The organism is Wolbachia endosymbiont of Ceratosolen solmsi (assembly GCF_017869155.1).
Lineage (GTDB): Bacteria > Pseudomonadota > Alphaproteobacteria > Rickettsiales > Anaplasmataceae > Wolbachia > Wolbachia pipientis.
The window spans coordinates 383,227-398,267 of the sequence record NZ_CP054598.1 but is presented as its reverse complement, the minus strand read 5'-3'; the positions used below and the strand labels follow the sequence as shown (position 1 = coordinate 398,267).

Sequence of the window (15,041 nt, the reverse complement as noted above, 5' to 3'; positions counted from 1 at the left end):
ATAACGATTATTATATAAGCCATAGAAATGGATTAAATGCAAAAGTTACTTGACACCCTTCGCCAACCCCCTTATCATGAAACTGAAGCTATTTATTTATCTTCTCTGTACAGATTAAATGACAAAAAACTCACGTATATGGCGTCTCATGCTTAATTTTTTGCACTATGTGCACCTTATGTCTTATAAAATTTCTACCTACATAAGCTGAAACGCACTTATAAAGCGTTTAAAACATAAAAAAACGCCAACTTAAAAAATGGATAGTGAATAACTAGCTACCCTAGGGTTTCTTTTGCCTTTTTTTCTGTTTAGTAAATTTCTTAACGTTTATAATTTAGATTAGTTGCGGTTTAAAAGTAGCTGAATCGCGGTTATTAAACGTTTAGAATAAAAAACGCCATACTTGAAAGTATAATGTAAGTAATTAGCCAACCACGGGGCCTCTTTTGCCTTTTTCTCCGCTTGGTAAATTTCTTAATGTTTATACGGAAGGTGTCATTCCAGCGCGTGACGCTGGAATCCCAAAAAAAGGAGCACTGGGATGACATCATAGGGGCGCTGGCCTGACAATCGTCATTCCGCTACGTGTTAGCGGGATCTAGAGATACCGTGACGGTATGACAAGGGAGAACAGTTGTATTCCTGCACAATTTATTCTCATGACAAAAACGTCTTAACTTTCTCTCTACTTTTTCTGGGTAAGGTCAATTTTGTGAAAAAATGGATTGAATTATAGGCAGATTTGGCTATTATTTGTAATACATGGGTATTAGGTAAAATGTTTAAATTTGATCCTTTATTATTAGCTCGAATTCAGTTTGCCTTCACAATAGGCTTTCACATTATATTTCCTGCTTTCACGATCGGGCTTGCAAGTTTTCTAGCCTTTTTGGAATGGTGTTGGCTTAAGACTGGTGATACACGTTTCCGTGATGTTTATAAATTCTGGATCAAGATTTTTGCCGTTGCTTTTGGCATGGGAGTGGTATCTGGAGTTGTAATGTCATATCAACTTGGTACCAATTGGTCGATTTTTTCTGACCGCATAGCCAATGTTCTCGGCCCTCTATTTTCCTTTGAGGTTTTAACAGCCTTTTTTCTGGAGGCATCTTTTTTGAGTATTATGCTATTTGGATGGAATAGAGTAAGTTCTCGTATGCACTTTGCTTCTACTTGTATTGTTGCAGTGGGAACGCTTATTTCAGCTTTTTGGATTATTGCGGCCAACAGTTGGATGCAAACACCCGCTGGATTCACGATTGGTGAGAATGGTCTCCTATATCCAACCAATTGGTTAGAGATTATTTTTAATCCTTCTTTCCCTTATCGCTTTATTCATATGGTAACAGCAGCCTATCTTACAACAGCTTTTGTGGTTGGTGGTGTAGGAGCATTTTATCTTTGGAGAAAACGACATGCTCCTCAAGCAAGAATTATGCTTGGTATGGCAACCATTATGGTAGCTTTAGCTGCACCATTTCAGCTGTTCATGGGAGATAGGCATGGATTAAATACACTAAAGCATCAACCTGCTAAGATTGCTGCAATGGAAGGTATATGGGAAACCGAAAAAGGGGCTGGCTTACTTTTATTTGCTTATCCGGATCAGCAAAATGAAATTAATCACTACGAGATAAAAATTCCTAATCTTGCCAGCTTGATCTTAACACATGATTTTTTAGGAGAAGTAAAAGGATTAAAGGAATGGAAAAAAGAAGATAGACCACCTGTAGTATGGGTATTCTGGTCCTTCCGTATAATGGTTGGAGTTGGAATTTTAATGATCATAATTGGGTCAGTAAGTGTTATACAGTATCTTCGTGGCAAATTATTCCAAAGTTGTTTCTTACATGGATGGTGGATATCAATGATGCCGTCTGGGTTCATAGCGTTACTTGCAGGTTGGTTTACTACTGAAATTGGCTGTCAACCTTACACTGTATATGGAATTATGCGCACAATTGAATCATTTTCATCTGCGATTACCGGTCCTCAGGTTGCATGGTCTTTGATTGCATTTATCGTTATGTATACCCTTATATTTGGAGCAGGTAGTTACTATATTCTGAAACTTATATACAAAGGAATTCCTGTCATTAAAGAAGAAGAGCAATTTTATAAACACGGTATTGGAGCTTCAGTGATTGATGCTGGTACATCTGGAAAGGACAACAATCATGTTTGATTTTTCTTCCTTAATTAATTTACCCCTAATCTGGGGATTACTAATTGCCATAGCTGTTTTACTGTATATTTTAATGGATGGGTTTGATTTAGGTATTGGTATTTTACTTCCTTTTGCACCGTCAGATAAATGCCGTGATCACATGATAAGCTCAATTGCACCATTTTGGGATGGAAACGAAACATGGTTGGTATTGGTTGGTGGAGGGTTGTTTGCTGCTTTTCCTCTTGCATATTCAATATTAATGCCTGCTTTTTATATTCCAATCATTATTATGCTGCTTGGCATTATAGTGCGCGGAGTATCCTTTGAGTTTCGTTTTAAGGCAGAAGGAAAATACAGGCGATTATGGGATTATGCCTTTCATTTTGGGTCACTTGGTGCTGCATTTTGCCAAGGCATGATTTTAGGTGCATTTATACATGGTGTAGAAGTAAACGGACGCAACTTTTCTGGTGGCCAATTTGATTGGGCAAGTGCTTTTAGTGTAATGACAGGCATTGCTGTGATATTTGGATATGCACTTTTAGGTTCTACATGGCTCATAATGAAGACAGAAAATATAACACAAGAATGGGCACGCAAGGTTGCTTCTTATACGCTTGGTTTTGTAGGTATTTTCATGGGACTAGTGAGTGTAGTGACACCATTTTTAAATGAACGTATTAAAAACTTTTGGTTTAGCATGCCAAATTTTTATTATTTATTTTCTATTCCATTACTCACATCTTGGCTATTTTTCATGCTGTGGTTTGATCTTCAGAATACTAAACGGAAGTACCGTCCATTCTTTCTCAGTATTGCTATTTTTTTTATGGGATATTTAGGTTTAGGAATTAGTATCTACCCATGGATTATACCTTTTCAATATACCATTCTGGATGCAGCCGCTTCTGGGCCAAGTTTATCTTTAATGCTCATTGTTATAATACCGCTTTTACCAATCATTTTAACTTATACTGGTTATTGCTATTATGTCTTTCGTGGAAAATCAAATTATGAACACACATATTAAGGAGTTAGTGACCTTATGGTTAAAACGTTACCCTTAAATCAAGCAGTCATTCAGGCAATGGCGTCAACTCAAGAACCTTCATTAGCAAACCCTCCTATGGATTTTCTGAAAAGTTTTTGAGTATATTGTATTTTTAATTTGTAGAATAAGTTTTTTCCTTTTTGCATGCTAACCAAAAAGGGTTCTGTCATCCTTCTTGTCATATAAGTAGCTTGACGCGGGCATTCAGTTTTCTTTATAATTTTCTTTGTGAAAGAACAAAAATGCTTATTTGTAACCATAGCTGGCTTACCAAATGCTGGGAAGTCTACATTAATTAACAGCATCATAGGCAAGAAAATTGCAATTGTCACCCCTAAAGTGCAAACAACAAGGACGCAAATAAGGGGTGTTGCAACATGCAACAACACACAAATTGTCTTTACTGACTCCCCAGGAATTTTCTCAGCAGAAACAAAACTTGAAAAAGCTTTAGTCAAATCTGCATGGTCGGCAGTTAAGGATAGTGACATCACTTTGTTGCTTGTTGATGTAAGCAATTATTTGAAAAATATAGAAAGAATTAAGACTATATTTATGCGGCTGCAGCGCACAAAAGGCAGATGCATTTTGGTTATCAATAAAACTGATTTGGTAAAAAGGCCTGAATTAAAGATGGCGCATGAGCATCTGAATTTGCTTTATAAATTTGAAAAGGTTTTTATGATATCAGCATTAAAGAATGATGGACTTTCTGATTTGATGAATTACTTGTCTGAAGTTGCATCGGTGAGCCCCTGGTTTTATGAAGAAGATCAAATAACCGATTCCTCGACAAATTTTTTATCAGCAGAAATTACGAGAGAAAAATTATTCTTGAACTTGCGTGAAGAATTGCCATACTCTACAGCTGTTATAACTGAACAATTTGAGGAAAAAAAAGATAAGAGTTTAGTCATCAAACAGATCATATTTGTGTTGAAAGATAGTCATAAAAAAATAGTGCTAGGAAAAGATGGCAGTAATATTAAAAAAATTAATATCGAAGCGCGTGCTGAACTAGAAAAATTATTTGAGTGCAAGGTACACCTCTTTTTATTTGTGAAAGTGCGACCTTGGATCGACCGTCCGGAGGAGTATATAGGCAATGCTTAATTCTTTATTGGTATTTGATATTGAAACTATACCAGATGTAAATTCCTGCAAAAATTTACTCAATATTAGTGATGATAGTAGTGTAGAAGAGAAGAGGGATGCATTAACAAAATATCATCTTGAAATAACAAACGGGCAAAACTCTTTTCTGCGTCAGCCTTTTCACCTTGTTGTAGTTATTAGTTTTTTACTTTGCAATATAAGCTACCAGAGTGGTTATGAGGTGTTCACACTGCAAGAAATAAGATCTGGAGGCACACTAAATTCCAGTGAAAAGGAGCTAGTGAAAGGATTTTTTAACTACATATCAGAGAAAAAGCCAAGATTAGTTTCGTTCAACGGACGCACTTTTGATATACCAGTGCTGAAGTATCGTGCTATGGTCCATGGCATTCAAGCGGAATATTTTCATAAAGCTGGCGATAAGTGGAATAGTTACAATCAGAGATATAGCAGTGATTGGCATTGTGATTTGCTTGAATCCCTCTCTGATTTTGGAGCTTCTGCGAGAGTAAAAATGAACGAAGTTTGTGCAGCATTTAATCTTCCTGGTAAGATTGGAGTTGATGGGTCACAAGTTATGGACTTATACGATAGCGGCAAGATACAAGAGATTCGAGATTATTGTGAAACAGATGTAATTAACACTTATTTGATTTACTTAAGGTTCATGCATCATCAGGGAAGGATTACTACTGAAAGCTACAACAAAAGTGCGGAAGAGCTGCTTTTAGAGTGCGAAAAAAAAGAATACCTAAAGAAATTTAAAGAAGAATGGCAAATAACTTGTGGTGGAAAAATTTTACTTCCATAGAATAAATAGTCGAGTTATAATGCACTAACAAGCGAACCTCTGTACTAAATTTTGGTTAATATACACGTTGAGCATATTAAGAAAGTTGCTTTTAAGGTATTGCATTTTACTTTTATTTTCGTTATAAGGTTGCTTTAAGTTGAATTTTCAACATTTTTATACTATTTACATTTAAGATATGATTTCGAAATTTTTTGGGGGCACTTCATGAAAAAGTCTATGTATACTAGAACTGCTCTAGTTTCTTTATTAACTTTATGTTCTTTCAGCAGTTTTGCAGCTGACTTTCCTGATGAGAGTATGAAGGAAATAAAAAAGCAAGAGAGCACAAAAACTTCTGGAAAAACAGAAGTTATGAAAACATCAAATAAAAAACTGAAAGAAAAGATGGACAGAATATGTAATGCTGATCCAAGAAAAAAAGCTGAAGAGCTTAAGAAAAAAGAGGAGCTAAGATTAGCAGCCGAGCAGAAGAAAAAAGAGGAGATCAGGCTAGCAAATGAGAAAAAAGCAAAGCTTATAGAGGATTCAAAAGCGAAAGCTCTAAACGCTAAGAATTCTAATATAGAAAAAGGTAAAGTTTCAAAAACTAAGCGTTCTAAAACTAAGAATGCTAAAGTTGAAGCTAAAGATGTAAAGAAGGATATAAAAGTTGTTAACAAAAATACAGAGGAAAAAGGTAAGGCAAGTCCTGTTGTTTCAGTTGGTGGAGTTGATATTATCGATACCAATCAAGGGCAAAGTAATTTAAGAATAACTTTTGGTGGTGTTGTTGATGCTCAAGGTTATGGCAAAGCTGGACCAAGTGGCGCAGATTATAAACGTTATAACGTTATGCCAAACAGATCTACAGAGTATTATAATGCCACTCCAGATATAACAAAAGGAGCAAATCCAATATTCTATGAAGGAATAGGAAATATTGGTGATTACAGCAACGATATGGGTATGATTGCTGATGCAATATTGCACCTCAGAGCAGAAAATAAGAATGAAGATTTAGGTCTTCTTTATGGTGCTGACGTGCAGTTTCATGTCCCAGTGACCGAAGGTAAGGGAGCTTCACAGGGTGTTTATGCTGCAAAAGGCAGAAGTGCGCATGTGTTTGTTAACTCAAAATATGGTGACGTGAAGCTTGGTTACCAATTTGGTCCTGAGGCTCTGATGAGGCTTGATGCAACAAGAATTGCGACTGTTGACGGAGCTGCAGATAGTGACTGGTTCAGAAAAGTGAACTTAGAAGGAAGCGCTGCTAGCTTTCCATTTTATGTAACACCACGTCTTTACACTGAAAGTTTTTCGAGTGAAAGTGAAAAATTCTCTTTCCGTATGGCAGGGAAATATAACAAAGGCGTTATGACTACACTGCCATTTAGAGTTGCTTACTACTCACCAAATTATATGGGCGCAAGATTTGGTATCAGCTACTCACCTCGTTATGATAGTGGTTTGTTTACTGTAAAAGAAACAGTTTCAGAAGATAAAGGCGGTAAGATAGAACATAAGGAAACGATAAAGCATGTCGGCCCAGACTATGAGCACATAGTAAGTGCTGGTGCATCATATGAATATGACTTTGATAAACATAACATAAAAGTTAAAACTTCTGCAGTTGGTGAATATGGCTTTCCAAAGCAACCAAGTAAAGATAAGCATCTTTATAAGGAATTTGTGGAGTATAATGACCTGATGGGTGTTAATTTTGGTGTAAGCGCTGATTATAAGATTAATGAAGATCAAGGCGTAAAGTTTGCTGCCTCTTTTGCATACTTGGGCAAATCTGGTCAACCGAAGGGTATTAAAAAATTAATTGGTGATACCTATACGGAAATTGATAGTAAAGATGCTACTGATGGCAAAAGAGTGGAAGGGCTGAAAGCTCAATTTGGTAAAGATAGTATAGATACAATGTATTGGACTGTAGGAGCTGGGTATCAACATGAGAATATCTACACAAGTTTGACGTATTTTGGCAGCAGAATGAATGACAAAGATATGCTTCATGATGGTGCACTTGGCGTTCAATATGATCTGTCTCCTGCATGCAGTAAGAACAAATTTGTTCCTTACGCAGCTCTCCATTATTTTATGACTAACGAAACAGGTAAGCTGAAAGATGAGTCTGATGCTGATGTACCTTCTAACCAAGGAATTCTCCTTCTTACTGGTGTGAAGTTTTCTTTCTAACCAGCCAGTACACACCACAGTTAATTGTGGTGTATTCTTGTCTGTTAGTGTTTATTTGTCGATCAAATAAACATATGGTGTCCTCTCTCCTGTCATCCCAGTGCGTGACACACAACTGTACGAACATTGTGATTTGAGGACACTCCACCAAGAAGGATGTCATCCCAGTGCCCAGACACTGGGATCCAGCTTTCCATGCAACTTCATCAAAAGCGTTTATTCAGCATAAGATCAGCCACTTTTTATGCTCACCAAATCAGTTTGCTTACTTACAAGCAAAATTTCCTGGATTCCAGTGTCAAGCACTGGAATGACACCCTATGGTCACCGGAATGACGCTTTATGGCTACTTAGATGATGAGAAAAGAACACACTGCCCTTATTCTACTGGCCGTATAGCTACTTTCAAATTTAATCAATTAAGCAGGAGGCCCCTATGCAAACCACACTAAAAAATCATTTAGCTGGAGAATTACTTACCACTGCTACGTGCTGGAAATTAACGCTTGCAGGTGGAGAAGTAATGGGATTCACTGACTATGATGAAGACTTAAATATTGATAATATACTCTATAAATCTTCAAGTGGATTTACAGCCAGTAGTATAATATTAAACAGCGATTTAAAGACTGATAATTTGGAAATTGAGGGAATATTAAATAGTGTTGATATCAAAGAAAAAGATGTTTTATCAGGAAAGTACGACTTTGCAAATATTGAGATATTTCTTGTGAATTATAAAGACTTGACCCAGGGAACAATGAATCTACATTCAGGAATTTTTGGTAAAGTGACATTAAGTAGTGGAAGATTTATTGTTGAAATTAGATGGCTTTCAGCAAAGCTTGAGAGAAGCATAGCAGAATTATACTCTCCTGCATGCAGAGCACAATTTTGCGATGATAAATGTAAAGCCGATACTAAAAAATTTAGTAAAATAAGTACAATCACTAAAGTAATAGACGAAAGAAGATTTGAAGACACGAATTTAACTGAGAGTGATGAATATTATAAGCACGGAGTAGTAAAATTCTTTGGCTCAATAGCGTTTGAAGGTGTAGTAAAAGAATATAAAAATAAAGTAGTTACGTTGTTTACTTCGCCTCCATACCAAATTTTTGCTGGAGATAAATATTCAATACTCGCAGATTGCGATAAAACATTTCCAACTTGCAGAAGCAAGTTTAACAATACTGTGAATTTTCGTGGTGAACCCTATATACCAGGTTTTTATATTGTTTAGCAGTACAATTTTCAATATTATGAATAAGCATGGAAAGGTGGCTGAGTGGTCTAAAGCACACGCTTGGAAAGCGTGCACATATGAAAATATGTCGGGGGTTCGAATCCCCCCTTTTCCGTATGTTACTTCTAGAATAGTATAAAACCCCCGGTCGCGCACACAACTGTACGAACATTGTAATATGGTACAATGTTACAACTATGCGGTGGTAATTTACGATAAATTCATGTAGCCATTTCAAATTTAGCCATACCAATGTCAGTAAATTGATTAAGCAAATAACACTTGAGTAGCAGTTCCTTCCCACGATTAATTTCAGATTTGTTCCGAAAATTAAACCCGAATGTTTGTTTCAGTCGCGAGAAAAAACTTTCTACATAAGATCTTTTTCCGTAGTTTGTTTGCCTTTTCCACCTCTTCATTCCATCTTCGCTGTATGACTTTATTAGTCTAATTGCAGCATTTCTCTCTGCCATACTTTGGATGCTCTGCTGCATTGTTTTTTTGGAGGAATTTTTGTCTTTATGCCGCATTCATCACACAATTTATAGAGTTTATGTCTGTCATATGCTCTGTCTGCATATAGTGCTTTTATGGCATGCTGAAAATTAACTCCTTTAAGTAAATCGCAAGCTCCATAGTGATCAGACCGTTACTGTATTTTGCAGCTATGGCTTTTTTGCTGTTTATATTCAACATTACATGCAATTTTCTTGTCTGTTCATAGCCACGATATTTTCTATCAGCGCTATTTTCCTTGCTGTGTGTTGTTATAAATGCTGATGCTTGTGCTATCTATGGCAATTTCGATATCTTCCATATTATTTTTATCAATTCTGCAATCATTGATCTTAATATTAAGTTTTTTTTGAAGCTTGCGAATAGCTGATAACTGCCAAATCTCTTCCTATTTGTTGCAAATATCCTTTTATAAACCCGACTGTTTGTCTTAAGCCAATTCTAAAAAGATTAACGATTATATGCACTAAAATCACAACTTTATCACTATAAATATAGTTGCCGCCCTGCATTTTTGGACTATTTTCATACCAATTTTCGATAGCTTTATCGATGTAACGAAAAATATTTCCTCTTTTTTCTAGAAATTTGTTATATTCATGGCAGTTACTAACTCTCATTTTTTGTGGCATATTTTTTCTTCAACAGTTAAATAGCTATTTATAATGAATTTTGTCAGTAGCCACCAGATTTTTCAGTTGCTATGCAACAAAGCTATTCCAGTGTCAAGCACTGGGATGACAGGAAAAGAGGCTATTTGGATGACATCTTTCTTCTTGGTATAAATTATTTTATATCTCAATGTTCATACAGCTATGCACGTTGCTGCATAGTGGATGAGGTGTACTACCTCTAAGAATATACATTATCTCACATAATAATATAATATTTCGTTCATAAATCAACGTTTTTAACATGCAGCAAGAACATTTCCGTTGTAATTAAGGTTCTTAAGATGTATATTAATGAATCTTGTTTTCAATAAATAATGAAAGTAATAATTGTCATGATAATGTTATTGTGTAGCACTTACACAATGGCAAGCGAGAGAATAAGTCTAGTGGATAAAAAACTATCTCAAGGATATGTAGCTCCAGTGCTTATAGAAAATAGCGTTATTTTATCAGACAAGCACGGCGCTTTATATTCCTTTGATATTGATAACTCAAAGGCTATGAATTGGAAATTACACCTCTCACATAGGAAAAAAATTGGTAACATGAGCCTATCACATTATGAAAAAAATGTTTTCTTTATAGTGGATAACACTTTACACGCAATAGGCGCAAAAACTGGCAAGATTGAGCGGGAAAAAGAATTGAGAGCTCCAGTAAGAGGAAAAGCAGCAGTAATAAATAATAAATTGGTAGTATTGACTATTGATAATTATCTGTACGTGTTTGATATAAAAGATGGCAGCTTCGTTTGGACTTATCAAAACGGCATCAATGAGGTTCGAGGTTTGTATTCCATATCGCCAGCAATTTCTAATGATAAAATAATAGCACCATTTTCAAATGGTGAGTTAATAGCTTTTAATGAAGACGGTAAAAAATTGTGGAGCCAAAAATTGGCTACAAACCTTTTGGATACACAGCTCACAGATGTAACTACTACACCGAGAGTGCTTGGCGATACTTTAATAGCTACAAATAATTCTTATATTTATAGCATTGACGTGAAATCAGGAAATATTTTATGGTCAAAGTCACTGCAAGTAAAAAGTGTATCAGACATTGAGTCATATTATAGTCCTCTTATCCCTGCAGAGAAACAAAAAGAAGGCGGCAGAATTTTTATAGTTACTAAAACGATAAAATAATTGGCCTGGATATAAAAAATGGAGAAACAGTCTGGACATCTGATTTAATAGAAAATACGCAATTGTTTGCTCCAATTATGCATGCCCATACACTGTGGGTGACAAGCAATAAAGGTTCAATGTTTGCTTTTCCGGGATCTGAAAGTGCAGGAAAGGTAGTCAAAGTACCTGGTAATGTGTTTCACACTCCAGTGTTTACTCGCAATAAGATATATGTAACAACTGAGGGAAAAGGTGTTTATTCTTTAGAAAATAGGTTTGTTTTTTATGACTGATTATGATTTAATTGTTATAGGTGGTGGCCCAGGAGGCTATAAGTGTGCTATCGCTGCTGCAAAACTTGGATTGAAAGTTGCCTGTATAGATAAAAATAGCATTTTTGGTGGCACATGCCTCAGAGTTGGGTGCATACCCTCCAAAGCATTGCTCCATTCTTCCTATCAGTATGCTCACACGAAAAATGATCTGTCGAAGCTTGGCATAAAAATTAAGGACGCAAGTTTCGATTTAAAAGAAATGCTAGGCTATAAGGACGCCAGAGTTCAGGAACTTGGAAAAGGTATAGAATATCTGTTTAACCTTCACAAAATCACTAAAATCAATGGGCTTGCTTCTTTTGACCAAGGTAATCTTGAAGTTTCAGTTGAAGATAAGGTGCTGAAGACAAAAAATATAGTAATTGCAACCGGTTCTGATGTTATTTCTTTGCCAGGAATTAATATCGATGAGAAAGACATTATTTCTTCCACCGGTGCACTATCTTTAACTGAAGTACCAAAAAAACTTGTCGTAATCGGAGCCGGGGCAATAGGGCTTGAAATGTCTTCTGTATGGAGAAGGCTAGGGTCTGAAGTCACTGTAGTAGAATTTTTTGACAGAATCGCTGCAGCAATGGATGGAGAATTAAGTAAGTCTCTACTTTCTAGTCTACAAAAACAAGGAATAAAATTTTTACTTAGCACTAAAGTCGAGGAGATAAAACAAAGTAGCAACTCTTTGAGTGTGAAAGTTTGCTCTGTAAAAGATAACCAAACAAACGTTATAGAGGCAGATAAGGTGCTGGTTGCAGCAGGACGCAAACCATGCACTGAGAATCTTGGTATTGATGAAAAAATAGAAAAAGATAATCGCGGTTTCGTTCAAGTTAACAACAGATATGAAACTAATGTAAAAGGAATATTTGCTATTGGTGATGTGATCGGTGGAGCAATGCTTGCTCATAAGGCAGAAGAAGAAGGAGTGGCAGTTGCAGAGATAATCGCTGGGCAAGTACCTCACGTTGATTATGAAATCATACCATCTGTCATTTACACTCACCCTGCGGTTTCTTCAATCGGTAAAACTGAAGAGGAGTTGAAAAGTGTTGGCCGTAAGTACAAAGTTGGTAAATGTCAATTTGCTGCAAACGGCAGAGCAAAAATCACTGATGATGCTGAAGGATTCGTGAAAGTGCTGACTTGTAGCAGAGCAGATACAATACTAGGTGTGCATATCATAGGAGCATACGCTGGCACGCTAATAAACGAAGCAGCGGTTGCAATGGCATATGGCGCAGCAGCAGAGGATATATACAGAATTTGTCACTCTCATCCTGATATAAATGAAGCCTTTCGAGATGCGTGCATCGATGCTTTCTTTAAAAAATAATTGTGGACCTCGGTTCAATCATTGAAAAATGGTATGAGTGGCTGAGGTGCAACAGATCTTATTCACCAAATACTTTAGAGTCATACATGAGGGACTTGAAGGATCTTATAAGTTTCCTAAATACTCACATTGGCGGAGAAGTAAATGTTGGTACTCTGAAAAATTTAAGCATACCTGAGTTAAGAAGTTGGCTTACCTCTCGTTACGCAAGAGGTGTAAACGCAAGATCCAACACTCGAGCACTCTCAGTAATCAGAAATTTCTTCAAGTACATAAAAAATAACCACAATATAGACAATGAAGCTGTATTTTCCTTATCAAGGCCAATTCAGAGAAGAACTCTGCCCAAAGCATTATCAATACCTAATATAAAAACTTTATTGAAAGAAATGAAACTATCCGACCTGGGTGAACCTTGGGTGGTAAAAAGAGAAATTGCGATTATCGTCCTGCTATATGGTACAGGCTTAAGAATCAGTGAAGCGTTGAACCTTAGGGTTAGTGATATCAGTAGCGAAAACTTAATAATTACAGGTAAAGGAGATAAACAAAGGCAGGTATTCATTCTCCCCGTAGTAAAAAAATGTATACAAGAGTATATAAAAGCTTGCCCTTACCTTGATGAAGCACAACATCTTTTTTTGGGAGTAAGAGGAAAAAAATTGGGAAGAACTTATGTGGCCAATCGTTTGCAGAAAATAAGGAGAATGTTAAATTTACCAGAAATTTTATCTCCACATGCATTTCGCCATAGTTTTGCTACTCATTTGCTTCAGGAAGATATTGACATAAGATCAATACAACAACTGCTTGGTCACTCAAGCCTGGAAACTACTCAAATTTACACTCACCTCAATTATCAAGATGTTTTTAACATGTACAAAAATTTTCAGCAGGGCCTGGAGAAGAAATCAAAACTTTAACTTCGTTCTAAACCACCAAGCTGAGTGCTTTCAACATCACTAAGTATTGTGTTTGCTTTATATAAATTACAACATCCTAATAAAAAAAAAGCCAGTGCAACTGCTGTAAAGAAAGCACTTATTATCCCTGGATAATCTTCTATTACTAAACATGCAACAACAGTATATACTCCAAGCAATATAAAACATGCAGAAGCGTAGTTGCTTAGTTTTCTACCAGAAGAAATTGCTTGCGAGGATTTTTCGTTTTTATTACTACGGAGCAGTCTATTTTCTGATGAAAGCCTATCTCTTTCTTCCCTTACTTGTTTCAAATCTCTTTTTAATTGTAAAATTTCGACAGTGTCTCTTGCTCTTCCATACACAATTCTATTAAGTCGAGTTACTTCACTATTTAGATCATTGATTTTTGTTTTTTGAGCCGATTTTTCCTGTCTTACTTGCCCTAAATCTCTTTCTAATAGTGAAATTTTGCTAGTTTTATTCGTTAGCTCTTGCTCTTTTTCTACAAGTTGAGCTTTTGTTCTTTCAAGCCCTTGTAAAAACTTCTCAAAATCTTCTGGTATATTATTCGTATTTGCAGGAAATTTTTCATTTAAATAATCTTTAATAGAGTTAACTGGATTATCAACACCCCCCAATGCAGCAGTAACAACTGCACGATTTATAAAACAATTATCTTCTACTAATTTTTTCACATCATCTAAATCTTTTCTATTAATAGTATCAGTTAATCGGCTCTGAATAGCTTGTTCAATTGTTTGCTTTAATTGTGCATACTGCTCGTAACTAAAATCTAGGTCTTTATGTTTTAAAAGTTTTGTCAATACTTCTTTTTCATCTTCTGTTATCGTTCGTAAACATAATCGAATAATTAAGCTAAGTGGTGTTTTTATTCTTCCATCTTGGGTTCTTCTCCAGCAATTAGGATGAAGCTCTTGATTCAATAGTCTTTTCGCTTGGCAAATATTTCCGCTAGAAAGAGCAGCTAATAATTCTTTTCCTTTCTGTGCTTTTTGTATTTCTATTATCAAATGCCCAGCACGATTTTGTCTAGCACATTCCTCAGGATTTTGATGGTTTTTATTGGTTAGATAAGTGTTTATGTTTGGATGACTTAGTAAGAGTTGTAAAGTTTTCTTTTGTTGAAAGCACATTGCTAGATGCAAAACTGTATTGTTATTATTTTGTTCAGAAATATTAACATCTATGCTCCGGTGCAGTAGGAGCAACCTAATCATATTCTGATATTCTTTTTCTGTTTCAGAGCATGCAGACAAATTAGTAACTATGGACATCAAAGGTGTCATGCCTTCTTTATCAAACGCATTAACATCCGCACCCTCTGCCAGAGCTTCTTTAAAATCTTCTAGGTTTCCATCATCAATAGCCTTAAATAGCTGTTTTGTTGATTCACTTAGCTGTCTTGAAGTTGTCGGATTTCGAGCTTGCGATGCCGTGTTATCACCACCTCCATAAGCTCCATAACATGCTACACCGTTTCTATAAGGCATACTAAACCCTCTTTATTAATGATTTACTAATATAA

The 15,041-nt window shown here is 35.9% G+C and carries 10 protein-coding genes, 1 tRNA gene and 2 pseudogenes; 11 read left to right on the top strand and 2 right to left on the bottom strand.

Annotation, left to right across the window (positions count from 1 at the left end; all coding sequences use genetic code 11):
• Nucleotides 1-781: 781 nt before the first annotated feature.
• The 8 genes from HUB95_RS02015 (at nt 782) to HUB95_RS01980 (ending at nt 8,699) form a co-directional block, all read left to right on the top strand.
• A complete protein-coding gene (locus HUB95_RS02015; protein WP_209452525.1) occupies nt 782-2,188 on the top strand; it encodes a cytochrome ubiquinol oxidase subunit I in 1,407 nt (468 codons plus the stop codon).
• On the top strand, nt 2,181-3,203 hold the full coding sequence (gene cydB / locus HUB95_RS02010) for a cytochrome d ubiquinol oxidase subunit II (protein WP_209452485.1): 1,023 nt from the start codon (nt 2,181-2,183) through the stop codon (nt 3,201-3,203). The genes HUB95_RS02015 and cydB overlap by 8 nt, the downstream gene beginning before the upstream one ends.
• 249 nt (nt 3,204-3,452) lie before the next feature.
• Nucleotides 3,453-4,337 carry a GTPase Era gene (gene era, locus HUB95_RS02005; RefSeq protein WP_010082484.1) on the top strand — a complete coding sequence of 295 codons (885 nt, stop codon included), beginning with the start codon at nt 3,453-3,455 and terminating at the stop codon, nt 4,335-4,337.
• The gene (locus tag HUB95_RS02000; RefSeq protein ID WP_015589180.1) at nt 4,330-5,151 is read left to right on the top strand and encodes a 3'-5' exonuclease; all 822 of its coding nucleotides are present in this window, start codon (nt 4,330-4,332) and stop codon (nt 5,149-5,151) included. The genes era and HUB95_RS02000 overlap by 8 nt, the downstream gene beginning before the upstream one ends.
• Before the next feature lie 207 nt (nt 5,152-5,358).
• Entirely contained in the window at nt 5,359-7,338 is a 1,980-nt protein-coding gene (locus HUB95_RS01995; RefSeq protein ID WP_012673252.1) for a WD0745 family porin, read from the top strand.
• A gap of 156 nt (nt 7,339-7,494) precedes the next feature.
• Nucleotides 7,495-7,674: a hypothetical protein gene (locus HUB95_RS01990; RefSeq protein WP_155975174.1), complete on the top strand. Its 180-nt coding sequence runs from the start codon at nt 7,495-7,497 to the stop codon at nt 7,672-7,674.
• 100 nt (nt 7,675-7,774) lie between these two features.
• Nucleotides 7,775-8,581, top strand: coding sequence for a DUF2163 domain-containing protein (locus tag HUB95_RS01985; protein ID WP_209452484.1), 807 nt, complete (start codon nt 7,775-7,777; stop codon nt 8,579-8,581).
• A 31-nt stretch (nt 8,582-8,612) separates the two neighbouring features.
• Nucleotides 8,613-8,699 (top strand) — tRNA-Ser (locus HUB95_RS01980).
• 106 nt (nt 8,700-8,805) lie between these two features.
• On the opposite strand, the pseudogene HUB95_RS06575 reads toward HUB95_RS01980, so the two are convergent.
• A pseudogene (locus HUB95_RS06575) lies at nt 8,806-9,732 on the bottom strand (IS5 family transposase).
• 356 nt (nt 9,733-10,088) lie between these two features.
• Between HUB95_RS06575 and HUB95_RS01965 the strand changes: the two are divergent.
• From HUB95_RS01965 to HUB95_RS01955, 3 genes and pseudogenes are all read left to right on the top strand, one after another.
• A pseudogene (locus tag HUB95_RS01965) lies at nt 10,089-11,197 on the top strand (outer membrane protein assembly factor BamB family protein).
• Nucleotides 11,190-12,569 (top strand): dihydrolipoyl dehydrogenase, encoded by a 1,380-nt coding sequence (gene lpdA / locus HUB95_RS01960; protein WP_209452483.1) that lies wholly within the window; start codon nt 11,190-11,192, stop codon nt 12,567-12,569. Before HUB95_RS01965 ends, lpdA begins: the two are co-directional and overlap by 8 nt.
• Before the next feature lie 2 nt (nt 12,570-12,571).
• Complete coding sequence (locus tag HUB95_RS01955; protein ID WP_015589184.1) at nt 12,572-13,492, top strand: tyrosine recombinase XerC; 921 nt, start codon at nt 12,572-12,574, stop codon at nt 13,490-13,492.
• Here the strand turns inward: HUB95_RS01955 and HUB95_RS01950 are convergent.
• A complete protein-coding gene (locus tag HUB95_RS01950) occupies nt 13,489-15,006 on the bottom strand; it encodes an ankyrin repeat domain-containing protein (protein ID WP_209452482.1) in 1,518 nt (505 codons plus the stop codon). The genes HUB95_RS01955 and HUB95_RS01950 overlap by 4 nt on opposite strands.
• Between the last annotated feature and the right edge of the window lie 35 nt (nt 15,007-15,041).